The organism is Escherichia sp. E2562 (assembly GCF_005781075.1).
Taxonomy (GTDB): Bacteria; Pseudomonadota; Gammaproteobacteria; order Enterobacterales; family Enterobacteriaceae; genus Escherichia.
The window spans coordinates 19,257-42,773 of record NZ_VATM01000003.1 but is presented as its reverse complement, the minus strand read 5'-3'; the positions used below and the strand labels follow the sequence as shown (position 1 = coordinate 42,773).

The 23,517-nt window shown below is 50.7% G+C and carries 20 protein-coding genes; 15 read left to right on the top strand and 5 right to left on the bottom strand.

The features are described 5' to 3' along the window. The first annotated feature begins 72 nt into the window (after positions 1–72). From dgt to cdaR, 3 genes are all read left to right on the top strand, one after another. Positions 73–1,590 carry a dGTPase gene (gene dgt / locus FEK43_RS04145; protein WP_130205010.1) on the top strand — a complete coding sequence of 506 codons (1,518 nt, stop codon included), beginning with the start codon at positions 73–75 and terminating at the stop codon, positions 1,588–1,590. A gap of 129 nt (positions 1,591–1,719) precedes the next feature. Beyond that, positions 1,720–3,147 carry a serine endoprotease DegP gene (gene degP / locus FEK43_RS04140; RefSeq protein ID WP_130205012.1) on the top strand — a complete coding sequence of 476 codons (1,428 nt, stop codon included), beginning with the start codon at positions 1,720–1,722 and terminating at the stop codon, positions 3,145–3,147. 154 nt (positions 3,148–3,301) lie between these two features. Continuing rightward, the gene (gene cdaR, locus FEK43_RS04135) at positions 3,302–4,459 is read left to right on the top strand and encodes a DNA-binding transcriptional regulator CdaR (RefSeq protein ID WP_130217332.1); all 1,158 of its coding nucleotides are present in this window, start codon (positions 3,302–3,304) and stop codon (positions 4,457–4,459) included. A gap of 88 nt (positions 4,460–4,547) precedes the next feature. On the opposite strand, the gene FEK43_RS04130 is transcribed toward cdaR, so the two are convergent. The 5 genes from FEK43_RS04130 to map all read right to left on the bottom strand — a co-directional run bounded on the left by FEK43_RS04130 (position 4,548) and on the right by map (position 10,463). Next, positions 4,548–4,934 carry a DUF3461 family protein gene (locus FEK43_RS04130; protein ID WP_000272188.1) on the bottom strand — a complete coding sequence of 129 codons (387 nt, stop codon included), beginning with the start codon at positions 4,932–4,934 and terminating at the stop codon, positions 4,548–4,550. 161 nt (positions 4,935–5,095) lie between these two features. Further along, positions 5,096–5,908 (bottom strand): phosphodiesterase YaeI, encoded by an 813-nt coding sequence (gene yaeI / locus FEK43_RS04120; RefSeq protein ID WP_130205018.1) that lies wholly within the window; start codon positions 5,906–5,908, stop codon positions 5,096–5,098. 53 nt (positions 5,909–5,961) lie between these two features. Beyond that, complete coding sequence (gene dapD, locus FEK43_RS04115) at positions 5,962–6,786, bottom strand: 2,3,4,5-tetrahydropyridine-2,6-dicarboxylate N-succinyltransferase (protein ID WP_001186656.1); 825 nt, start codon at positions 6,784–6,786, stop codon at positions 5,962–5,964. Between the two features lie 30 nt (positions 6,787–6,816). Next, positions 6,817–9,489, bottom strand: coding sequence for a bifunctional uridylyltransferase/uridylyl-removing protein GlnD (gene glnD / locus FEK43_RS04110; RefSeq protein WP_135406075.1), 2,673 nt, complete (start codon positions 9,487–9,489; stop codon positions 6,817–6,819). Between the two features lie 179 nt (positions 9,490–9,668). Beyond that, positions 9,669–10,463 (bottom strand): type I methionyl aminopeptidase, encoded by a 795-nt coding sequence (gene map / locus FEK43_RS04105; RefSeq protein WP_001018190.1) that lies wholly within the window; start codon positions 10,461–10,463, stop codon positions 9,669–9,671. A gap of 367 nt (positions 10,464–10,830) precedes the next feature. Here map and rpsB point away from each other — a divergent pair, with 367 nt between their 5' ends. The 12 genes from rpsB (at position 10,831) to fabZ (ending at position 23,515) form a co-directional block, all read left to right on the top strand. Then, positions 10,831–11,556 carry a 30S ribosomal protein S2 gene (gene rpsB / locus FEK43_RS04100; protein WP_000246884.1) on the top strand — a complete coding sequence of 242 codons (726 nt, stop codon included), beginning with the start codon at positions 10,831–10,833 and terminating at the stop codon, positions 11,554–11,556. Positions 11,557–11,814: 258 nt separating this feature from the next. Then, positions 11,815–12,666, top strand: coding sequence for a translation elongation factor Ts (tsf, locus tag FEK43_RS04095; protein ID WP_000818112.1), 852 nt, complete (start codon positions 11,815–11,817; stop codon positions 12,664–12,666). Between the two features lie 146 nt (positions 12,667–12,812). After that, positions 12,813–13,538, top strand: coding sequence for a UMP kinase (gene pyrH / locus FEK43_RS04090; RefSeq protein WP_000224573.1), 726 nt, complete (start codon positions 12,813–12,815; stop codon positions 13,536–13,538). 291 nt (positions 13,539–13,829) lie between these two features. Next, a complete protein-coding gene (gene frr / locus FEK43_RS04085; protein WP_000622419.1) occupies positions 13,830–14,387 on the top strand; it encodes a ribosome recycling factor in 558 nt (185 codons plus the stop codon). 92 nt (positions 14,388–14,479) lie between these two features. Beyond that, the gene (ispC, locus tag FEK43_RS04080; RefSeq protein ID WP_135406076.1) at positions 14,480–15,676 is read left to right on the top strand and encodes a 1-deoxy-D-xylulose-5-phosphate reductoisomerase; all 1,197 of its coding nucleotides are present in this window, start codon (positions 14,480–14,482) and stop codon (positions 15,674–15,676) included. Between the two features lie 188 nt (positions 15,677–15,864). Continuing rightward, positions 15,865–16,623 (top strand): (2E,6E)-farnesyl-diphosphate-specific ditrans,polycis-undecaprenyl-diphosphate synthase, encoded by a 759-nt coding sequence (gene ispU / locus FEK43_RS04075; RefSeq protein ID WP_112014149.1) that lies wholly within the window; start codon positions 15,865–15,867, stop codon positions 16,621–16,623. A 12-nt stretch (positions 16,624–16,635) separates the two neighbouring features. Beyond that, positions 16,636–17,493 (top strand): phosphatidate cytidylyltransferase, encoded by an 858-nt coding sequence (cdsA, locus tag FEK43_RS04070; protein WP_130205024.1) that lies wholly within the window; start codon positions 16,636–16,638, stop codon positions 17,491–17,493. A gap of 11 nt (positions 17,494–17,504) precedes the next feature. Continuing rightward, on the top strand, positions 17,505–18,857 hold the full coding sequence (gene rseP, locus FEK43_RS04065; RefSeq protein WP_130217326.1) for a sigma E protease regulator RseP: 1,353 nt from the start codon (positions 17,505–17,507) through the stop codon (positions 18,855–18,857). Positions 18,858–18,886: 29 nt separating this feature from the next. Next, positions 18,887–21,319 (top strand): outer membrane protein assembly factor BamA, encoded by a 2,433-nt coding sequence (gene bamA / locus FEK43_RS04060; protein ID WP_130205028.1) that lies wholly within the window; start codon positions 18,887–18,889, stop codon positions 21,317–21,319. A gap of 121 nt (positions 21,320–21,440) precedes the next feature. Then, on the top strand, positions 21,441–21,926 hold the full coding sequence (gene skp, locus FEK43_RS04055) for a molecular chaperone Skp (protein WP_000758958.1): 486 nt from the start codon (positions 21,441–21,443) through the stop codon (positions 21,924–21,926). A gap of 3 nt (positions 21,927–21,929) precedes the next feature. Continuing rightward, the gene (gene lpxD, locus FEK43_RS04050; RefSeq protein ID WP_064524990.1) at positions 21,930–22,955 is read left to right on the top strand and encodes a UDP-3-O-(3-hydroxymyristoyl)glucosamine N-acyltransferase; all 1,026 of its coding nucleotides are present in this window, start codon (positions 21,930–21,932) and stop codon (positions 22,953–22,955) included. 104 nt (positions 22,956–23,059) lie between these two features. Continuing rightward, positions 23,060–23,515: a 3-hydroxyacyl-ACP dehydratase FabZ gene (gene fabZ / locus FEK43_RS04045; protein ID WP_000210739.1), complete on the top strand. Its 456-nt coding sequence runs from the start codon at positions 23,060–23,062 to the stop codon at positions 23,513–23,515. The last annotated feature ends 2 nt before the right edge of the window (positions 23,516–23,517 follow it).

The following is a 23,517-nucleotide window of genomic DNA, read 5'->3' as shown; positions in this document are numbered from 1 at the left end:
CGATAAGCTCGATTTGAAGGCATAGTTTATCATGCGCTTGAGGGGAAGCGTATTTCTCACGCGGGAGAGGACATGGCACAGATTGATTTCCGAAATAAAATAAACTGGCATCGTCGTTATCGTTCACCGCAGGGCGTTAAAACTGAACATGAGATCCTGCGGATCTTCGAGAGCGATCGCGGGCGTATTATCAACTCCCCGGCGATTCGCCGTCTGCAACAAAAGACCCAGGTCTTCCCACTTGAGCGCAATGCTGCCGTGCGCACGCGTCTTACCCATTCTATGGAAGTTCAGCAGGTGGGGCGTTATATCGCTAAAGAGATTTTAAGCCGCCTGAAAGAGCTTAAATTGCTGGAGGCTTACGGTCTGGACGAGTTGACCGGGCCGTTTGAAAGCATTGTCGAAATGTCGTGTCTGATGCATGACATAGGAAATCCGCCGTTTGGTCATTTTGGCGAGGCAGCTATTAATGACTGGTTCCGTCAGCGTTTGTACCCGGCGGATGCCGAAAGCCAGCCATTAACCGACGATCGCTGTAGCGTGGCGGCGTTGCGATTGAGGGAAGGGGAGGAGTCACTTAACGACCTGCGGCGAAAAATTCGTCAGGACTTATGTCATTTTGAAGGTAACGCACAGGGTATTCGTCTGGTGCATACATTGATGCGGATGAATCTTACCTGGGCTCAGGTCGGCGGTATTTTAAAATATACCCGTCCGGCGTGGTGGCGCGGCGAAACGCCCGAGACTCACGATTATTTAATGAAAAAGCCGGGCTACTACCTTTCTGAAGAATTCTATATTGCGCGTTTACGTAAAGAACTTAATTTAGCACTTTACAGTCGCTTCCCATTAACGTGGATTATGGAAGCTGCCGACGATATATCTTATTGTGTGGCTGACCTTGAAGATGCGGTAGAAAAAAGAATATTTACCGTTGAACAGCTTTATCATCATCTGCATGAAGCGTGGGGCCAGCATGAGAACGGTTCTCTGTTTGCGCAGGTGGTAGAAAATGCCTGGGAAAAGTCGCGCTCAAATAGCTTAAGTCGTAGCACGGAAGATCAGTTTTTTATGTATTTACGCGTAAATACCTTAAATAAACTGGTGCCGTATGCGGCACAACGATTTATTGATAACTTACCTGCAATTTTTGCCGGAACCTTTAATCATGCACTGTTAGAGGATGCCAGCGAATGTAGCCAGTTGCTGAAGTTATATAAAAATGTCGCTGTAAAACATGTGTTTAGCCATCCAGATGTCGAGCAGCTTGAATTGCAGGGCTACCGGGTGATTAGCGGTTTATTAGAGATATATCGACCGTTGTTAAACATGTCGTTATCAGACTTTACCGAACTTGTTGAAAAAGAACGTGTGAAACGTTTCCCTATTGAAACGCGTTTATTCCATAAGCTCTCAACGCGTCATCGGTTGGCCTATGTTGAGGCTGTCAGTAAATTATCGTCAGATTCACCTGAGTTCCCGCTATGGGAATATTATTACCGCTGCCGGCTGTTACAGGATTATATCAGCGGTATGACAGACCTTTATGCGTGGGATGAATACCGCCGTCTGATGGCCGTAGAACAATAACCAGGCTTTTGTAAAGACGGACAATAAATTTTTACTTTTTGCAGAAACTTTAGTTCGGAACTTCGCGCTATAAAACGAATCTGAAGAACACAGCAATTTTGCGTTATCTGTTAATCGAGACTGAAATACATGAAAAAAACCACATTAGCACTGAGTGCACTGGCTCTGAGTTTAGGTTTGGCGTTATCTCCGCTCTCTGCAACGGCGGCTGAGACTTCTTCAGCAACGACAGCCCAGCAGATGCCAAGCCTTGCACCGATGCTCGAAAAGGTGATGCCTTCAGTGGTCAGCATTAACGTAGAAGGTAGCACAACCGTTAATACGCCGCGTATGCCGCGTAATTTCCAGCAGTTCTTCGGTGATGATTCCCCGTTCTGCCAGGAAGGTTCTCCGTTCCAGAGCTCCCCGTTCTGTCAGGGTGGTGGACAAGGTGGTAACGGCGGTGGCCAGCAACAAAAATTCATGGCGCTGGGGTCTGGCGTCATCATTGATGCCGATAAAGGCTATGTCGTGACTAACAACCACGTTGTCGATAATGCGACGGTCATTAAAGTTCAACTGAGCGATGGCCGTAAGTTCGACGCGAAGATGGTCGGCAAAGATCCGCGCTCTGATATCGCGCTGATCCAGATCCAGAACCCGAAAAACCTGACCGCGATTAAGATGGCGGATTCCGATGCGCTGCGCGTGGGTGATTACACCGTCGCAATTGGTAACCCGTTTGGTCTGGGCGAGACGGTAACTTCCGGGATTGTCTCTGCGCTGGGGCGTAGCGGTCTGAACGCCGAAAACTACGAAAACTTCATCCAGACGGACGCAGCAATCAACCGGGGTAACTCCGGTGGTGCGCTGGTTAACCTGAACGGTGAACTGATCGGTATTAACACCGCGATCCTTGCACCAGACGGCGGTAACATCGGTATCGGTTTTGCTATCCCGAGCAACATGGTGAAAAACCTGACCTCGCAGATGGTGGAATACGGCCAGGTGAAACGCGGTGAGTTGGGCATTATGGGGACCGAGCTGAACTCTGAGCTGGCGAAAGCAATGAAAGTTGACGCCCAGCGTGGCGCTTTCGTAAGCCAGGTTCTGCCGAACTCTTCTGCTGCAAAAGCGGGTATTAAAGCGGGTGATGTGATCACCTCACTGAACGGTAAGCCGATCAGCAGCTTTGCCGCGCTGCGTGCTCAGGTGGGGACTATGCCGGTGGGCAGCAAACTGACCCTGGGCTTGCTGCGCGATGGTAAGCAGGTCAACGTGAATCTGGAACTGCAGCAGAGCAGCCAGAATCAGGTTGATTCCAGCTCTATCTTCAACGGCATTGAAGGCGCTGAAATGAGCAACAAAGGCAAAGATCAGGGCGTGGTCGTGAACAACGTGAAAACCGGTACTCCGGCTGCGCAGATTGGCCTGAAAAAAGGTGATGTGATTATTGGCGCGAACCAGCAGACAGTGAAAAACATCGCTGAACTGCGTAAAGTTCTCGACAGCAAGCCGTCAGTGCTGGCGCTGAACATTCAGCGCGGCGATAGCACCATCTACCTGTTAATGCAGTAATCTCCCTCAACCCCTTCCTGCAAACGGGAAGGGGTTCTCTTTTCAATTTGTGACCCCCTCCACAACTCCATATTTCTCTGTCGTCCTTTGTGCATTTGCACAATGCTGTGCGTTGCGTACTTCCTTATGCTAAACCGTGCACAACGGAGGGCTTATGGCTGGCTGGCATCTTGATACCAAAATGGCGCAGGATATCGTGGCGCGTACCATGCGCATCATCGATACCAATATCAACGTAATGGATGCTCGCGGGCGAATTATCGGCAGCGGCGATCGTGAGCGTATTGGTGAATTGCACGAAGGTGCATTACTGGTACTGTCGCAAGGGCGGGTGGTCGATATCGATGATGCGGTAGCGCGCCATCTGCACGGTGTACGTCAGGGGATTAACCTGCCGTTACGGCTGGAAGGCGAGATTGTCGGCGTTATCGGCCTGACCGGTGAACCGGAGCATTTGCGCAAATATGGTGAACTGGTCTGTATGACGGCGGAGATGATGCTGGAACAGTCGCGGTTGATGCACCTGCTGGCGCAGGATAGCCGACTGCGTGAAGAGTTAGTCATGCATCTGATTCAGGCTGAAGAAAATACGCCAGCGTTAACCGAATGGGCGCAACGACTGGGTATCGATCTCAATCAACCCCGCGTGGTGGCCATTGTCGAGGTCGATAGCGGCCAGCTTGGCGTGGACAGCGCGATGGCGGAACTACAGCAACTGCAAAATGCACTCACCACGCCGGAACGCAACAATCTGGTGGCGATAGTCTCGCTAACCGAAATGGTGGTGCTGAAACCGGCATTGAATACGTTTGGGCGCTGGGATGCTGAGGACCATCGTAAGCGAGTAGAGCAACTTATTACTCGTATGAAGGAGTACGGTCAGTTGCGTTTTCGCGTGTCACTGGGCAATTATTTTACCGGCGCTGGCAGTATTGCGCGTTCTTATCGTACGGCGAAAACAACGATGGTAGTGGGTAAACAGCGGATGCCAGAAAGTCGCTGCTATTTTTATCAGGATCTGATGCTGCCAGTATTACTCGACAGTTTACGTGGCGACTGGCAAGCCAACGAACTGGCGCGTCCTCTGGCACGGCTAAAAGCGATGGATAATAATGGCTTGCTGCGGCGGACGCTGGCAGCGTGGTTTCGCCATAATGTGCAGCCGCTGGCAACGTCAAAGGCGCTGTTTATCCATCGCAATACTCTGGAGTATAGGCTTAATCGTATATCGGAACTGACCGGGCTGGATTTGGGCAATTTTGATGACAGGTTGCTGCTGTATGTTGCGTTGCAACTGGATGAAGAGCGGTAGGTTACGCGTTAAGGTCGAGGCGGCGCTGGCTTGTTCCCCTCACCCCGAAGGGAAGAGGGGATTGCCCGAGCTAACTGTCTGTTCGGGATTATTTACGCGTCAGTTTTTCCAGATCGGCTTCAATCTCGCTGATCTTATTGGTTACTACTGACTCCAGGTGACGTAAGTCGTCGAGGATCTTACGTTTAAGATCAACTTCGCTGCGGTCACGCTGGCAGATTTGATCAAGCTCATCAATGATATAACGCAGATTCGGGCTGATCTCCTGCACTTCTTTATAACCCTGACCCACACCATCGGCGACCACTGTTTTGCGCTGACGCGGATATTTAAACTTCACGCTCTTAGCGAAAAACTCGCCTTTGTCTTTCTGAAAATAGATTTTCAGAATATCGTTGTTGGCTTCCTGCCGGAGGCTGTAACGATCAATTTCTTCAGGATTGGTAATACCCAGACTTTTCAGATTGTCGTACATAGCGTTACCTCAAAATGAGTCAGTAAATTGTGCTTATCTTAGCATTTGGCCTGGCCCGCCCGGCTCGACTGTGATCGCAGAAAGCCTTTTTCTTCCAGACTTCTATCATGGCGTAAAATTAAAAAAATTACCTGCTTTATTCTGGCGATATCATTCATGTTCTACACCAGTTCCAGCATTGTCACTTCCGGACGGCAGTTCAGACGCAAGCCATACAAACTTCCCACACCTCGAGTCGTGTAGATGTGTCGTTCGCCAAAAGCGTTTAACCCTGCGACATAGCGTTTATCTTTAACTGGCGCAAAAGGTTCGCCAACTAATGGCACGTGTAACTGACCGCCGTGAGTGTGACCACAAAGCATCAGATCCCACTTTTCATTACGCATGACTTCTTTGCTGTCGGGATTATGCGCCAACACCAGTCGTGGCAGATTGGCTTCGCTGGCGGGAGGCGGTTTGCATTGTCCGGCCCATAAATCACCAGTGCCTACCAGTTCGAATTGCCTGTTCGGCGTGGCGATCACGGTTGCCTGGTTAACCAACACCGTGATGCCCGCCGATTGCAACGCCTCGCCAATTAAGCGATTTTTCTCTGTACCAACAGGGCGATCGTGGTTGCCGAAGCAGGCAAACGTCGGCGCACATTCGGCAAGGGGGGAGAGTACGTCAGCAAACGCCGGAAAATTCAGCGGCATATCAAATAATACGTAATCGCCGCCCAGCAATATCAAATCGGGCTTTTGTGCTACGCCAAGAGCAATCGCGTCAGAAATCAGGCTTAGAGGAACAAAACGAGAGTAATGGAGATCTGCCAGAAAAAGGATTTTGAAAGGTGGAACGTTGTCTTTAAAAAAGGCGAGGCGGTGACGGATTAATTCAAGCCAGCCAGGTTCCCAGTAATGCATATAACCGAAACCTGAGCCCGCGGCTAACGTCGCGGCGGCAGCCTGCAAAAATCGTCGGCGTGAAATCATCGCTCATCCCTGCAAAAAAATCGGGCAGCGTCGTGCTGCCCGTGTGCATACTTTTAGTCGATGGTACGCAGCAGTTCGTTAATACCAACTTTACCGCGAGTTTTCGCGTCAACTTTCTTAACGATAACCGCACAGTAGAGGCTGTATTTGCCATCTTTCGACGGCAGGTTGCCGGATACCACCACAGAACCTGCCGGTACGCGACCGTAATGGATTTCGCCGGTTTCACGGTCGTAAATACGGGTGCTCTGACCGATGTATACGCCCATGGAAATGACGGAACCTTCTTCGACAATCACGCCCTCAACGACTTCAGAACGTGCGCCGATGAAGCAGTTATCTTCAATAATGGTCGGGTTAGCCTGCAACGGCTCCAGTACACCGCCGATGCCTACACCGCCAGACAGGTGGACGTTTTTACCAATCTGCGCACAGGAACCGACAGTGGCCCAGGTATCAACCATCGTACCTTCATCAACGTATGCGCCGATGTTGACGTAAGATGGCATCAGCACGGTATTACGGGCGATAAATGCGCCCTGACGCACTGCCGCTGGTGGCACTACGCGGAAGCCTTCTTTCTGGAAACGCGCTTCATCGTAGTTAGCGAATTTCATCGGCACTTTATCGAAGTAGCGGCTTTCTGCCCCTTCGATCACCTGATTATCATTAATACGGAAAGAGAGCAGCACCGCTTTTTTCAACCACTGATGCGTCACCCACTGACCGTCAATTTTTTCCGCTACACGCAGTGCGCCGGAATCCAGCAGGGCGATCACCTGATTTACCGCTTCGCGGGTAACGGTGTCTGCATTGGCTGGCGTGATCTCGGCACGGCGTTCAAAAGCGGTTTCAATAATGTTCTGTAACTGCTGCATTGTTAAACTCTTTTCATATCAGTAAACACATCACCCTTTATCGTTTGGATTGAGGGCCTCTGTCAACCGCTGATGCACTTCCTGCTGCAACTCGTTATTAAGTGCGCGCCGATCAGCGGTGGCGATTATGAATAAATCTTCTACTCGCTCGCCAATGGTTGTAATTCGAGCGCCATGAAGCGAAATTCCCAGATCGGCAAAAATTTTCCCAACTCGGGCCAGTAGTCCAGGTTGGTCGAGAGCGATCAGTTCGAGGAATGATTTTCGGTCGGTATGGGTAGGCAAAAACGTCACTTCGGTTTCAACAGTAAAGTGACGTAGTTTGGCCGGTTGACGACGCGGCTGTGGTGGCTGCCAGCTACTTTGCGTCAGTACCTGCTCAAGTCCAAAACGAATGACTTCATGGCGATCAGCGGACAGCGGGCTGCCATCTGGTTCCAGCACGATGAAGGTATCCATCGCCATACCGTCGCGAGTGGTGAAAATTTGTGCGTCGTGAACGCTTAAATTGCGGCGGTCTAATTCGGCACAGACGGCAGCAAACAGATAGGGGCGGTCCGGACTCCAGATAAATATCTCCGTTCCGCCGCGTGTGGCTTGCGGACTAAGCAATACCAGCGGCTTGCTTAAATCATGCTGTAATAAATGGCGCGCATGCCAGGCCAGTTGATTTGGGCTATGGCGGACAAAATAGTTGGCGCGACAACGTGACCAAATCTGGTGTAACGCCTCTTCGTCGATATTGTCCATGCGCAGCAGCGCCAGCGCCTGAAGCTGGTGATGGCGAACCCGTTCGCGCATATCCGGCGTGTTTTGCATCCCGCGTCGTAGCTGTTTTTCGGTGGCGAAATAGAGTTCGCGCAGCAGGCTTTGCTTCCAGCTATTCCATAGTGTTTCGTTGGTGGCGCAAATATCGGCCACTGTCAGGCATACCAGATAGCGCAGCCGGGTTTCCGTTTGCACTTCTTCGGCAAATTGCTTGATGACTTCCGGGTCCTGAATATCGCGGCGTTGGGCGGTGACCGACATCAGCAAGTGCTGGCGAACCAGCCAGGCTACCAGTTGCGTTTCGCGCGAGTTCAGCCCGTGGAGCTCGGCAAAATGCACTACGTCTTGTGCGCCGAGTATAGAGTGGTCGCCGCCGCGCCCTTTGGCGATATCGTGAAACAGTGCGGCGATAAAGATAAGCTCAGGTGACGGCAATCGCGGCCAGACATCCACACACAACGGATGGCGCTGGCGCGTTTCTTCACTGGCAAAACTCTCCAGTTTCAACATCACGCGAATAGTATGTTCATCCACCGTGTAGGCGTGGAACAGGTCAAACTGCATCTGCCCGACGATATGCGACCATTGCGGCATATAGGCACCGAGCACGCTATGGCGATGCATCGGTAACAGTCCACGACGCACCGAACCAGGGTGACGCAGAATGCTCAAAAATAGCTTTCGCGCTTGCGGAATATTGCACAGCGGTTGTTGCAGATGGCGACGGGCATGACGTAACTGACGCAGTGTGGTGGAGTAAATGCCGGTGATCGCACTGTTGCGCACCATCGTATAGAACATGCGTAATATCGCTTCTGGTTGGCGCATAAACAGCGTTTCATCGCGCAGATCGATAAGCGTGCCGCGTAGCTGAAATTCATCGTCTATTGGACGTGGTTTTTCGTCGGCAGGGAGGGCGAGGATAGCCTCGTCGAACAGTTGCAATAGCATATGGTTAAGTTCGCTAACGCGGCGCGTAACGCGAAAATAATCCTTCATCATCTGTTCGACAGGCTCGTTACCTTCGCCACCGTAATTCAGACGCTGGGCAACGCTAAGCTGGCGATCAAATAACAGGCGATTATCGTAACGGTTGACCACCAAATGCAGGGCGAAGCGAATTCGCCAGAGAATATGCAAACACTCATTTAGCTCTGCACGTTCCGCAGACGTTAAGAAGCCAAATCCGACCATTTCATCGAGTGATGTTGCGCCAAAATGACGGCGGGCCACCCATTGCAGAGTGTGGATATCGCGCAAGCCGCCGGGGCTGCTTTTGATGTCTGGTTCAAGATTGTAGCTGGTGCCGTGATAACGCTGATGGCGCTGGTTTTGTTCTTCAACTTTCGCCGCGTAAAACTTATCGGACGGCCAGAATCCTTCGCTGAAAATATGCTTTTGCAGTTCGAGAAATAGCGCTACATCGCCAATTAACAAGCGGGATTCGATCAGGTTGGTTGCGACGGTTAAATCTGATAATCCTTCCAGTAAGCACTCTTCAAGCGTGCGCACGCTATGACCGACTTCCAGCTTCACATCCCAGAGCAGCGTTAACAGCTCGCCCACTTTTTGTGCCTGATCGTCCGGAAGTTTTTTACGGCTTAAGATCAGTAAATCGACGTCTGAAAGCGGATGCAGCTCGCCACGACCATAGCCACCGACGGCGACCAGCGCCAGATCGGCGATCTGGCTGAATCCTGCTTCAATCCATAACCGTTGCAAGAGCTGGTCGATAAATTCAGTGCGGGCTTCAATCAATTGTTCAGCGGAGATCCCACTATCAAAGGCATCACCCAGCCAACGCTGGAAAATATCAATATGGGCTTTTATCCCACAGACAGTTAATTCATCACGGGGCCAGGCGCATGGATTTTGCGGTTGACCGGGCAGGGTGGGGAGAGCGGTATTTGCGTACTGTTCTGGAAGGGTATTCATCGTGCGCCACCCATAAGATTACATTATCACATTAAAAAAGCCGGCATTCGCCGGCTTCAGATTGTTGACAAAGTGCGCTTTGTTCATGCCGGATGCGGCGAGAACGCCTTATCCAGCCTACAACTCCTTGCAAATGGAGAAGGTAGGACGCATCAGGCATTTTTGCGTTTGTCTTCCTCTTATTCGTCGTGCGAGATTATCGCCGGGATGGTGTCATCCTTGCGTAACGTCAGAATTTCGCAGCCGTTATCAGTCACCACAATAGTATGCTCGTATTGTGCAGACAAGCTGCGATCTTTGGTTTTTACCGTCCAGCCATCTTTCATGGTGCGGATCTCTTTTTTACCCGCGTTGACCATTGGCTCGATAGTGAATGTCATCCCTGGTTTCAGCACGACGTTGGTTTCAGGGGAGTCATAGTGCAGCACCTGCGGTTCTTCATGGAAGCCGCGACCAATACCGTGCCCGCAATATTCACGAACGACAGAGAAGCCTTCTGCTTCGACAAATTTCTGAATCGCTGCACCGATTTCGCGCAGATTGATGCCTGGTTTCACCATACGCAGCGCCAGGTACAGGCTCTCTTGTGTGATGCGGCACAGGCGTTCGCCCATGATGGTTGGCTTACCGACGATAAACATTTTCGAGGTATCGCCGTGGAAACCATCCTTAATAACGGTGACATCGATGTTAACGATGTCGCCATCTTTCAGCAGCTTGGCATCGTCCGGAATACCGTGGCACACCACTTCATTAATAGAGATGCAAACAGATTTCGGATAACCATGATAGCCGAGGCAGGCAGAAACCGCGTGTTGTTCATTAACAATGTAATCATTACAGATGCGATCCAGCTCGCCGGTGCTGACGCCCGGTTTAACATACGGTTCGATCATCTCCAGCACTTCGGCAGCCAGGCGGCCAGCGACGCGCATTTTTTCGATATCTTCAGGGGTCTTGATTGAGATAGCCATTAATTCTGTCCATCAGCGTCGGTGATACCGACAATATATATGTAAGTGCTGTCAATGGTATCACACCCGGGCAAATTGAGAATCATTCTGAATTTCGCCAAACGTGCCACTGAACGTTTTCTATAATAGAAAATTCATCGTCTGGTGCTGTACACAGCGCCAACAATTATTGGTGTCCGCAACGTATTTGTGGTATAAAGCGCGCCGGACTTCCGATCCATTTCGTATACACAGACTGGACGGAAGCGACAATCTCACTTTGTGTAACAACACACACGTATCGGCACATATTCCGGGGTGCCCTTTGGGGTCGGTAATATGGGATACGTGGAGGCATAACCCCAACTTTTATATAGAGGTTTTAATCATGGCAACTGTTTCCATGCGCGACATGCTCAAGGCTGGTGTTCACTTCGGTCACCAGACCCGTTACTGGAACCCGAAAATGAAGCCGTTCATCTTCGGTGCGCGTAACAAAGTTCACATCATCAACCTTGAGAAAACTGTACCGATGTTCAACGAAGCTCTGGCTGAACTGAACAAGATTGCTTCTCGCAAAGGTAAAATCCTTTTCGTTGGTACTAAACGCGCTGCAAGCGAAGCGGTGAAAGACGCTGCTCTGAGCTGCGACCAGTTCTTCGTGAACCATCGCTGGCTGGGCGGTATGCTGACTAACTGGAAAACCGTTCGTCAGTCCATCAAACGTCTGAAAGACCTGGAAACTCAGTCTCAGGACGGTACTTTCGAAAAGCTGACCAAGAAAGAAGCGCTGATGCGCACTCGTGAGCTGGAGAAACTGGAAAACAGCCTGGGCGGTATCAAAGACATGGGCGGTCTGCCGGACGCTCTGTTTGTAATCGATGCTGACCACGAACACATTGCTATCAAAGAAGCAAACAACCTGGGTATTCCGGTATTTGCTATCGTTGATACCAACTCTGATCCGGACGGTGTTGACTTCGTTATCCCGGGTAACGACGACGCAATCCGTGCTGTGACCCTGTACCTGGGCGCTGTTGCTGCAACCGTACGTGAAGGCCGTTCTCAGGATCTGGCTTCCCAGGCGGAAGAAAGCTTCGTAGAAGCTGAGTAATAAGGCTTGATAACTCCCCCAAAATAGTTCGAGTTGCAGAAAGGCGGCAAGCTCGAGAATTCCCGGGAGCTTACATCAGTAAGTGACCGGGATGAGCGAGCGAAGACAACGCATCTACGGCGCGAAATATGAAGGGGGGAGAGCCCTTATAGACCAGGTAGTACACGTTTGGTTAGGGGGCCTGCATATGGCCCCCTTTTTCACTTTTATATCTGTGCGGTTTAACGCCGGGCAGATCACATCTCCGAGGATTTTAGAATGGCTGAAATTACCGCATCCCTGGTAAAAGAGCTGCGTGAGCGTACTGGCGCAGGCATGATGGATTGCAAAAAAGCACTGACTGAAGCTAACGGCGACATCGAGCTGGCAATCGAAAACATGCGTAAGTCCGGTGCTATTAAAGCAGCGAAAAAAGCAGGCAACGTTGCTGCTGACGGCGTGATCAAAACCAAAATCGACGGCAACTACGGCATCATTCTGGAAGTTAACTGCCAGACTGACTTCGTAGCGAAAGACGCTGGTTTCCAGGCGTTCGCAGACAAAGTTCTGGACGCAGCTGTAGCTGGCAAAATCACTGACGTTGAAGTTCTGAAAGCACAGTTCGAAGAAGAACGTGTTGCGCTGGTAGCGAAAATTGGTGAAAACATCAACATTCGCCGCGTTGCTGCGCTGGAAGGCGATGTTCTGGGTTCTTATCAGCACGGTGCGCGTATTGGCGTTCTGGTTGCTGCTAAAGGCGCTGACGAAGAGCTGGTTAAACACATCGCTATGCACGTTGCTGCAAGCAAACCAGAATTCATCAAACCAGAAGACGTATCCGCTGAAGTGGTAGAGAAAGAATACCAGGTACAGCTGGACATCGCGATGCAGTCTGGTAAGCCGAAAGAAATCGCAGAGAAAATGGTTGAAGGCCGCATGAAGAAATTCACCGGCGAAGTTTCTCTGACCGGTCAGCCGTTCGTTATGGAACCGGCAAAAACTGTTGGTCAGCTGCTGAAAGAGCATAACGCTGAAGTGACTGGCTTCATCCGCTTCGAAGTAGGTGAAGGCATCGAGAAAGTTGAGACTGACTTTGCAGCAGAAGTTGCTGCGATGTCCAAGCAGTCTTAATTATCGAAAAGGAGCCGCCTGAGGGCGGCTTCTTTTTGCGCCCATCTTGTAAATTCAGCTAACCCTTATGGGGCTGCGCTGAAAAGCGACGTACAATGTCGCTGGTATTAATTCATTTCAATCGTTGACAGTCTCAGGAAAGAAACATGGCTACCAATGCAAAACCCGTCTATAAACGCATTCTGCTTAAGTTGAGTGGCGAAGCTCTGCAGGGCACGGAAGGCTTCGGTATTGATGCAAGCATACTGGATCGCATGGCTCAGGAAATTAAAGAGCTGGTTGAACTAGGTATTCAGGTTGGTGTGGTGATTGGTGGGGGTAACCTGTTCCGTGGCGCTGGTCTGGCGAAAGCGGGTATGAACCGCGTTGTGGGCGACCACATGGGGATGCTGGCTACCGTAATGAACGGTCTGGCAATGCGTGATGCACTGCACCGCGCCTATGTGAACGCTCGTCTGATGTCCGCTATTCCGTTGAATGGCGTGTGCGACAGTTACAGCTGGGCAGAAGCAATCAGCCTGTTGCGTAACAACCGTGTGGTGATCCTCTCCGCCGGTACGGGTAATCCATTCTTCACCACTGACTCCGCAGCTTGCCTGCGCGGTATCGAAATTGAAGCCGATGTGGTGCTGAAAGCGACCAAAGTTGATGGTGTGTTTACCGCTGATCCAGCGAAAGATCCAACTGCAACTATGTATGAGCAGCTGACTTACAGCGAAGTGCTGGAAAAAGAGCTGAAAGTCATGGACCTGGCGGCCTTTACGCTGGCTCGTGACCACAAATTACCGATTCGTGTTTTCAACATGAACAAACCGGGTGCACTGCGCCGTGTGGTAATGGGTGAAAAAGAAGGAACATTAATCACGGAATAATTCCCGTGATGGATAAATAAGGGTAAGATTCCGCATAAGTATCGCGGGGGCGTAAGTCTGGTTATAAGGCGTTATTGTTGCAGGCAGTCTGGTCACGGCCAGCGCGCAGCAACCGGAGCGTACATAAGTACGTGAGGATGGCGAGCACTGCCCGGGGCCAAAATGGCAAATAAAATAGCCTAATAATCCAGACAATTACCCGTAATATGTTTAATCAGGGCTATACTTAGCACACTTCCACTGTGTGTGACTGTCTGGTCTGACTGAGACAAGTTTTCAAGGATTCGTAACGTGATTAGCGATATCAGAAAAGATGCTGAAGTACGCATGGACAAATGCGTTGAAGCGTTCAAAACCCAAATCAGCAAAATACGCACGGGTCGTGCTTCTCCCAGCCTGCTGGATGGCATTGTCGTGGAATATTACGGCACGCCAACGCCGCTGCGTCAGCTGGCAAGCGTAACGGTAGAAGATTCCCGTACTCTGAAAATCAACGTGTTTGACCGTTCAATGTCTCCGGCCGTTGAAAAAGCGATTATGGCGTCCGATCTCGGCCTGAACCCGAACTCTGCGGGTAGCGACATTCGTGTTCCGCTGCCGCCGCTGACGGAAGAGCGTCGTAAAGATCTGACCAAAATCGTTCGTGGCGAAGCTGAACAGGCGCGTGTTGCAGTACGTAACGTGCGTCGTGATGCGAACGACAAAGTGAAAGCACTGTTGAAAGAAAAAGAGATCAGCGAAGACGACGATCGCCGTTCTCAGGACGATGTACAGAAACTGACTGATGCTGCAATCAAGAAAATTGAAGCGGCGCTGGCAGACAAAGAAGCAGAACTGATGCAGTTCTGATTTCTTGAACGACAAAAAACGCCGCTCAGTAGATCCTTGCGGATCGGCTGGCGGCGTTTTGCTTTTTATTCTGTCTCAACTCTGGATGTTTCATGAAGCAACTCACCATTCTGGGCTCGACCGGCTCGATTGGTTGCAGCACGCTGGACGTGGTGCGCCATAATCCCGAACACTTCCGCGTAGTTGCGTTGGTGGCAGGCAAAAATGTCACTCGCATGGTAGAACAGTGCCTGGAGTTCTCTCCCCGCTATGCCGTTATGGACGATGAAGCGAGTGCGAAACTTCTTAAAACGATGCTACAGCAACAGGGTAGCCGCACCGAAGTCTTAAGCGGGCAACAAGCTGCCTGCGATATGGCGGCGCTTGAAGATGTTGATCAGGTGATGGCGGCGATTGTGGGCGCTGCTGGCCTGTTACCTACCCTTGCCGCGATCCGCGCCGGTAAAACCATCCTGCTGGCAAACAAAGAAACACTGGTCACCTGCGGACGTCTGTTTATGGACGCAGTAAAGCAGAGTAAAGCACAGTTATTACCGGTCGATAGCGAACACAACGCCATTTTTCAGAGTTTACCGCAACCTATTCAGCATAATCTGGGATACGCTGACCTTGAACAAAATGGCGTGGTGTCCATTTTACTTACCGGGTCTGGTGGCCCTTTCCGTGAGACGCCCTTGCGCGATTTGGCAATAATGACGCCCGATCAAGCATGCCGTCATCCGAACTGGTCGATGGGACGTAAAATTTCTGTCGATTCGGCTACCATGATGAACAAAGGTCTGGAATACATTGAAGCTCGCTGGTTGTTTAACGCCAGCGCCAGCCAGATGGAAGTGCTGATTCACCCGCAGTCAGTGATTCACTCGATGGTGCGTTATCAGGACGGTAGCGTTCTGGCGCAACTGGGCGAACCCGACATGCGTACGCCAATTGCCCACACCATGGCATGGCCGAATCGCGTGAACTCTGGCGTGAAGCCGCTCGATTTTTGCAAATTAAGTGCGTTGACATTTGCCGCACCGGATTATGAGCGTTATCCATGCCTGAAACTGGCGATGAAGGCGTTCGAACAGGGCCAGGCAGCGACGACCGCATTGAATGCCGCAAACGAAATCACTGTTGCAGCCTTTCTTGCGCAACAAATCCGCTTTACGGATATCGCCGCGTTGAATTTATCCGTGCTGGAAAAAATGGATATGCGCGAACCACAATGTGTGGACGATGTGTTGTCTGTTGATGCCAATGCGCGTGAGGTCGCCAGAAAAGAGGTGATGCGTCTCGCAAGCTGAGGATAATCCGGCTACAGAGAGTCGTGCTATTTGTTAGCGTAGGGCTTCAGTGATATAGTCTGCGCCATCTGATCGTCAGTAGTTGGCTTTGTAAGGTCAGATATGCCGTGGTTTTACACGGCTTTTTTTTGTATAGGCTTCAGTATTCCTGAGTACCGTAAACCCTATCAGGGAATAAAAAACGCGTGATGTTGTCTGCTACTCAACCACTTAGCGAAAAATTGCCAGCACATGGCTGTCGCCATGTTGCGATCATTATGGACGGCAATGGTCGCTGGGCAAAAAAGCAAGGGAAGATTCGTGCCTTTGGGCATAAAGCCGGGGCAAAATCCGTCCGCCGGGCTGTCTCTTTTGCGGCCAACAACGGTATTGAGGCGTTAACGCTGTATGCCTTTAGTAGTGAAAACTGGAACCGACCAGCGCAGGAAGTCAGTGCGTTAATGGAACTGTTTGTGTGGGCGCTTGATAGCGAAGTAAAAAGCCTGCACCGACATAACGTGCGTCTGCGTATTATTGGCGATACCAGTCGCTTTAACTCGCGTTTGCAAGAACGTATTCGTAAATCTGAAGCGTTAACTGCCGGGAATACCGGTCTGACGCTAAATATTGCGGCGAACTACGGTGGACGTTGGGATATTGCCCAGGGAGTCAGGCAACTGGCTGAAAAGGTGCAGCAAGGAAACCTGCAACCGGATCAGATAGATGAAGAGATGCTTAACCAGCATGTCTGTATGCATGAACTGGCCCCTGTAGATTTAGTAATTAGGACTGGGGGGGAGCATCGCATTAGTAACTTTTTGCTTTGGCAAATTGCCTATGCCGAACTTTACTTTACAGATGTTCTTTGGCCCGATTTCGATGAACAAGACTTTGAAGGGGCGTTAAATGCCTTTGCTAATCGTGAGCGTCGTTTCGGCGGCACCGAGCCCGGTGATGAAACAGCCTGATGGGGGTCGCTTTTGCTGAAGTATCGCCTGATATCTGCTTTTGTTTTAATACCCGTAGTCATCGCGGCGCTGTTTTTGTTGCCGCCGGTGGGGTTCGCCATTGTTACGCTGGTAGTTTGTATGCTGGCGGCGTGGGAATGGGGACAGCTTAGCGGTTTTACCACTCGCTCGCAGCGGGTATGGCTGGCGGTGCTGTGCGGGTTATTGCTGGCGCTGATGCTTTTTCTATTGCCGGAATATCATCGGAATATTCATCAACCACTGGTTGAAGTCTCACTTTGGGCTTCGCTTGGTTGGTGGGGTGTTGCGTTATTATTGGTGCTATTTTACCCCGGTTCGGCGGCAATCTGGCGCAACTCTAAAACGTTACGCATTATTTTCGGTGTATTAACCATTGTGCCTTTCTTTTGGGGCATGCTGACGTTACGTGCCTGGCACTATGACGAGAATCATTACAGTGGCGCGATATGGCTGCTCTATGTCATGATCCTGGTCTGGGGAGCTGACTCAGGGGCATATATGTTTGGCAAATTATTTGGCAAACATAAGCTGGCGCCGAAGGTTTCTCCGGGTAAAACCTGGCAAGGTTTTATTGGCGGACTCGCGACCGCAGCAGTAATCTCATGGGGTTATGGTATGTGGGCGAATCTCGACGTCGCACCCGTCACCTTACTCATTTGCTCCATTGTCGCAGCGTTAGCTTCTGTGCTCGGCGACTTAACTGAGAGCATGTTTAAGCGCGAAGCAGGAATTAAGGACAGCGGTCATTTAATTCCAGGACACGGTGGTATTTTAGATCGTATTGATAGCCTGACGGCTGCGGTGCCGGTCTTTGCTTGCCTGTTGTTGCTGGTATTCAGGACGCTTTAACGGAAGGTATTATGCTGAGTTTTCTCTGGGATTTGGCTTCGTTCATTGTTGCACTGGGTGTGCTTATCACCGTGCATGAATTTGGTCATTTCTGGGTTGCCCGGCGCTGTGGTGTTCGCGTTGAGCGTTTCTCAATAGGTTTTGGTAAGGCGCTCTGGCGCCGCACTGACAAACTCGGCACCGAATATGTCATCGCCCTGATCCCCCTGGGCGGTTATGTCAAAATGCTGGATGAACGCGCAGAACCGGTTGTTCCGGAACTTCGCCACCATGCCTTCAACAATAAAACTGTTGGCCAGCGTGCAGCGATAATCGCCGCAGGTCCGGTTGCAAACTTCATTTTTGCTATCTTTGCTTACTGGCTGGTTTTTATCATTGGTGTTCCCGGCGTTCGTCCGGTTGTTGGTGAAATATCAGCCAACTCGATTGCCGCACAAGCACAAATTGTACCTGGCACGGAACTAAAAGCTGTAGATGGTATCGAAACGCCTGATTGGGATGCCGTGCGCTTACAACTGGTTGACAAAATCGGCGACGAAAGCACCACCCTTACGGTGGCACCTTTTGGCAGCGATCAACGACGAGATGTAAAGCTTGATTTGCGAAACTGGGCGTTTGAGCCTGATAAGGAAGATCCGGTATCTTCTTTGGGAATTCGCCCTCGTGGTCCGCAAATTGAACCTGTACTGGAAAATGTGTCACCAAACTCAGCGGCAAGTAAGGCGGGTTTGCAAGCAGGCGACAGGATCGTTAAAGTCGATGGTCAGCCATTAACGCAATGGCTGACGTTTGTGATGCTTGTCCGGGATAACCCGGATAAACCATTAGCGTTAGATATCGAAAGACAGGGGAGTCCCTTGTCTTTGACATTAATCCCGGAGAGCAAACCGGGTAAGGGTAAAGCGATTGGTTTTGCAGGCATTGAGCCGAAAGTCATTCCTTTGCCAGACGAGTATAAAGTTGTACGCCAGTATGGACCGTTCAACGCCATCGTTGAGGCCACGGACAAAACGTGGCAATTGATGAAGCTGACGGTCAGTATGCTGGGAAAATTGATCACCGGTGATGTGAAACTGAACAACCTCAGTGGGCCGATCTCTATCGCCAAGGGGGCTGGGATGACAGCGGAACTCGGGGTTGTTTATTACCTGCCGTTCCTTGCGCTTATTAGCGTGAACTTAGGGATAATTAACCTGTTTCCGTTGCCCGTACTTGACGGGGGGCATCTGCTGTTCCTTGCGATCGAAAAGATCAAGGGCGGACCGGTATCCGAGCGGGTTCAAGACTTTTGTTATCGCATTGGCTCGATTCTGCTGGTGCTGTTAATGGGGCTTGCACTTTTCAATGATTTCTCTCGGTTATGAGAGTTAGTTAGGAAGAACGCATAATAACGATGGCGATGAAAAAGTTGCTCATAGCGTCGCTGCTGTTTAGCAGCGCCACCGTATACGGTGCTGAAGGGTTCGTAGTGAAAGACATTCATTTCGAAGGCCTTCAGCGTGTCGCCGTTGGTGCGGCCCTCCTCAGTATGCCGGTGCGCACAGGCGACACGGTTAATGATGAAGATATCAGTAATACCATTCGCGCTCTGTTTGCTACCGGCAACTTTGAGGATGTTCGCGTCCTTCGTGATGGTGATACCCTTCTGGTTCAGGTAAAAGAACGTCCGACGATTGCCAGCATCACTTTCTCCGGTAACAAATCGGTGAAAGATGACATGCTGAAGCAAAACCTCGAGGCTTCTGGCGTGCGAGTGGGGGAATCCCTCGATCGCACCACCATTGCCGATATCGAGAAAGGTCTGGAAGACTTCTACTACAGCGTCGGTAAATACAGCGCCAGCGTAAAAGCTGTCGTGACCCCACTGCCGCGTAACCGTGTTGACCTAAAACTGGTGTTCCAGGAAGGTGTGTCAGCTGAAATCCAGCAAATCAACATTGTTGGTAATCATGCTTTCACCACCGACGAACTGATCTCTCATTTCCAACTGCGTGACGAAGTGCCGTGGTGGAACGTGGTAGGCGATCGTAAATACCAGAAACAGAAACTGGCGGGCGACCTTGAAACCCTGCGCAGCTACTATCTGGATCGCGGTTATGCCCGTTTCAACATCGACTCTACCCAGGTCAGTCTGACTCCAGATAAAAAAGGTATCTACGTCACGGTAAACATCACCGAAGGCGATCAGTACAAACTCTCTGGCGTTGAAGTGAGCGGTAACCTTGCCGGGCACTCTGCGGAAATCGAACAGTTGACTAAGATCGAGCCGGGTGAGCTGTATAACGGCACCAAAGTGACCAAAATGGAAGATGACATTAAAAAACTTCTCGGTCGCTACGGTTATGCCTATCCGCGCGTGCAGTCGATGCCTGAAATCAACGACGCCGACAAAACCGTTAAATTACGTGTGAACGTTGATGCGGGTAACCGTTTCTACGTACGTAAGATCCGTTTTGAAGGTAACGACACCTCGAAAGATGCCGTCCTGCGCCGCGAAATGCGCCAGATGGAAGGTGCCTGGTTAGGCAGCGATCTGGTCGATCAGGGTAAAGAACGTCTGAATCGTCTGGGCTTCTTTGAAACGGTTGATACCGATACCCAACGTGTTCCGGGTAGCCCGGACCAGGTTGACGTGGTCTACAAGGTAAAAGAGCGCAACACCGGTAGCTTCAACTTTGGTATCGGTTACGGTACTGAAAGTGGTGTGAGCTTCCAGGCTGGCGTGCAGCAGGATAACTGGTTAGGTACCGGTTATGCTGTTGGTATCAACGGGACCAAAAACGATTACCAGACCTATGCTGAATTGTCGGTAACCAACCCGTACTTCACTGTAGATGGTGTAAGCCTTGGCGGTCGTGTCTTCTATAATGACTTCCAGGCAGATGACGCTGACCTGTCCGACTATACCAACAAGAGTTATGGTACAGACGTGACGTTGGGCTTCCCGATCAACGAATATAACTCGCTACGTGCGGGTTTGGGTTATGTCCATAACTCCCTGTCCAACATGCAGCCGCAGGTTGCGATGTGGCGTTATCTCTACTCTATGGGTGAGCATCCAAACACCTCTGATCAGGATAACAGCTTCAAAACGGACGATTTCACGTTTAACTATGGTTGGACCTATAACAAGCTCGACCGTGGTTACTTCCCGACGGATGGTTCCCGTGTCAACCTGACCGGTAAAGTGACCATTCCGGGATCGGATAACGAATACTATAAAGTGACGTTAGACACGGCGACCTATGTGCCGATCGACGACGATCACAAATGGGTTGTTCTGGGTCGTACTCGTTGGGGCTACGGTGATGGTTTAGGCGGCAAAGAAATGCCGTTCTATGAAAACTTCTATGCAGGTGGTTCCAGCACCGTGCGTGGCTTCCAGTCCAATACCATCGGTCCGAAAGCGGTTTACTTCCCGCATCAGGCCAGTGATTATAATCCGGACTACGATTATGAATGTGCAACTCAGGACGGTGCAACCGACCTGTGTAAATCGGATGATGCAATCGGGGGGAACGCTATGGCGGTTGCCAGCCTGGAACTCATCACTCCGACGCCGTTCATTAGCGATAAGTATGCCAACTCGGTCCGTACCTCCTTCTTCTGGGATATGGGTACCGTTTGGGATACTAACTGGGATTCAAGTCAGTACTCTGGATATCCGGACTATAGTGATCCAAGCAATATCCGTATGTCTGCGGGTATCGCATTACAATGGATGTCCCCATTGGGGCCGTTGGTGTTCTCCTACGCCCAGCCGTTCAAAAAGTACGATGGAGACAAGGCTGAACAGTTCCAGTTTAACATTGGTAAAACCTGGTAAGTGTTCTCCACAAAGGAATGTAGTGGTAGTGTAGCGATGACTTTAGGCGATCTCGATAAGATCGCCGGGCCACGCAAAGAACTGCACCTTCCGGTGCAAATGGGATGGTAAGGAGTTTATTGTGAAAAAGTGGTTATTAGCGGCAGGTCTCGGTTTAGCACTGGCAACTTCTGCTCAGGCGGCTGACAAAATTGCAATCGTCAATATGGGCAGCCTGTTTCAGCAGGTAGCACAGAAAACCGGTGTTTCTAACACGCTGGAAAATGAGTTCAAAGGCCGTGCCAGCGAACTGCAGCGTATGGAAACTGATCTGCAAGCTAAAATGAAAAAGCTGCAGTCCATGAAAGCCGGCAGCGATCGCACTAAGCTGGAAAAAGACGTGATGGCTCAGCGCCAGACTTTTGCTCAGAAAGCGCAGGCTTTTGAGCAGGATCGTGCACGTCGTTCCAACGAAGAACGCGGTAAACTGGTTACTCGTATCCAGACTGCTGTGAAATCCGTTGCCAGCAGCCAGAGCATCGATCTGGTTGTTGACGCAAACGCCGTTGCTTACAACAGCAGCGATGTAAAAGACATCACTGCTGACGTACTGAAACAGGTTAAATAAGTAATGCCTTCAATTCGACTGGCTGATTTAGCGCAGCAGTTGGATGCAGAACTACACGGTGATGGCGATATCGTCATCACCGGCGTTGCGTCCATGCAATCTGCACAAACAGGTCACATCACGTTCATGGTTAACCCTAAATACCGTGAACATTTAGGCTTGTGCCAGGCGTCCGCGGTTGTCATGACTCAGGACGATCTCCCTTTCGCGAAAAGTGCCGCGCTGGTAGTGAAGAATCCCTACCTGACTTACGCGCGCATGGCGCAAATTTTAGATACCACGCCACAGCCCGCGCAAAACATTGCACCGAGTGCAGTGATCGACGCGACGGCGAAGCTGGGTAACAACGTATCAATTGGCGCTAACGCGGTGATTGAGTCCGGCGTTGAACTGGGCGATAACGTGGTTATCGGCGCCGGTTGCTTCGTTGGTAAAAACAGCAAAATCGGTGCAGGTTCGCGTCTTTGGGCGAACGTGACGATTTACCATGAGATCCAGATTGGTCAGAATTGCCTGATCCAATCCGGAACTGTGGTAGGCGCAGACGGCTTTGGCTATGCCAACGATCGTGGTAACTGGGTGAAGATCCCGCAGATTGGTCGCGTAATTATTGGCGATCGCGTGGAGATCGGCGCATGTACCACCATCGATCGCGGTGCGCTGGACGACACCGTTATTGGCAATGGCGTGATCATTGATAACCAGTGCCAGATTGCACATAACGTCGTGATTGGCGACAATACGGCGGTTGCCGGTGGCGTCATTATGGCGGGCAGCCTGAAAATTGGTCGTTACTGCATGATCGGCGGTGCCAGCGTAATCAACGGGCATATGGAAATATGCGATAAAGTGACGGTTACGGGCATGGGTATGGTGATGCGTCCCATCACTGAACCAGGCGTCTATTCCTCAGGCATTCCGCTGCAACCCAACAAAGTCTGGCGCAAAACCGCTGCACTGGTGATGAACATTGATGACATGAGCAAGCGTCTGAAGTCGCTTGAGCGCAAGGTTAATCAACAAGACTAACGTTCCATCTTTTGTTCGCCAAACTTTACGGCCTGTCTCATTCTTACGATTGCGGCAGGCCGTGTTATTATTGTCGTTTCTTATATTTTGACAGGAAGAGTATCTTGACTACTAACACTCATACTCTGCAGATTGAAGAGATTTTAGAACTTCTGCCGCACCGTTTCCCGTTCTTACTGGTGGATCGCGTGCTGGATTTTGAAGAAGGTCGTTTTCTGCGCGCAGTAAAAAATGTCTCTGTCAATGAGCCATTCTTCCAGGGCCATTTCCCTGGAAAACCGATTTTCCCGGGTGTGCTGATTCTGGAAGCTATGGCACAGGCAACAGGTATTCTGGCGTTTAAAAGCGTAGGAAAACTGGAACCGGGTGAGCTGTACTACTTCGCCGGTATTGACGAAGCGCGCTTCAAGCGCCCGGTCGTGCCAGGCGATCAAATGATCATGGAAGTCACTTTCGAAAAAACGCGCCGCGGCCTGACCCGTTTTAAAGGGGTTGCTCTGGTCGACGGTAAAGTAGTTTGCGAAGCAACGATGATGTGTGCTCGTAGCCGGGAGGCCTGATA

Coding starts and splice junctions, on each gene's coding strand:
- dgt (WP_130205010.1), top strand. CDS start 73: ATGGCACAGATTGATTTCCGAAATAAAATAAACTGGCATCGTCGTTAT.
- degP (WP_130205012.1), top strand. CDS start 1,720: ATGAAAAAAACCACATTAGCACTGAGTGCACTGGCTCTGAGTTTAGGT.
- cdaR (WP_130217332.1), top strand. CDS start 3,302: ATGGCTGGCTGGCATCTTGATACCAAAATGGCGCAGGATATCGTGGCG.
- FEK43_RS04130 (WP_000272188.1), bottom strand. CDS start 4,934: ATGTACGACAATCTGAAAAGTCTGGGTATTACCAATCCTGAAGAAATT.
- yaeI (WP_130205018.1), bottom strand. CDS start 5,908: ATGATTTCACGCCGACGATTTTTGCAGGCTGCCGCCGCGACGTTAGCC.
- dapD (WP_001186656.1), bottom strand. CDS start 6,786: ATGCAGCAGTTACAGAACATTATTGAAACCGCTTTTGAACGCCGTGCC.
- glnD (WP_135406075.1), bottom strand. CDS start 9,489: ATGAATACCCTTCCAGAACAGTACGCAAATACCGCTCTCCCCACCCTG.
- map (WP_001018190.1), bottom strand. CDS start 10,463: ATGGCTATCTCAATCAAGACCCCTGAAGATATCGAAAAAATGCGCGTC.
- rpsB (WP_000246884.1), top strand. CDS start 10,831: ATGGCAACTGTTTCCATGCGCGACATGCTCAAGGCTGGTGTTCACTTC.
- tsf (WP_000818112.1), top strand. CDS start 11,815: ATGGCTGAAATTACCGCATCCCTGGTAAAAGAGCTGCGTGAGCGTACT.
- pyrH (WP_000224573.1), top strand. CDS start 12,813: ATGGCTACCAATGCAAAACCCGTCTATAAACGCATTCTGCTTAAGTTG.
- ispC (WP_135406076.1), top strand. CDS start 14,480: ATGAAGCAACTCACCATTCTGGGCTCGACCGGCTCGATTGGTTGCAGC.
- ispU (WP_112014149.1), top strand. CDS start 15,865: ATGTTGTCTGCTACTCAACCACTTAGCGAAAAATTGCCAGCACATGGC.
- rseP (WP_130217326.1), top strand. CDS start 17,505: ATGCTGAGTTTTCTCTGGGATTTGGCTTCGTTCATTGTTGCACTGGGT.
- bamA (WP_130205028.1), top strand. CDS start 18,887: ATGGCGATGAAAAAGTTGCTCATAGCGTCGCTGCTGTTTAGCAGCGCC.
- lpxD (WP_064524990.1), top strand. CDS start 21,930: ATGCCTTCAATTCGACTGGCTGATTTAGCGCAGCAGTTGGATGCAGAA.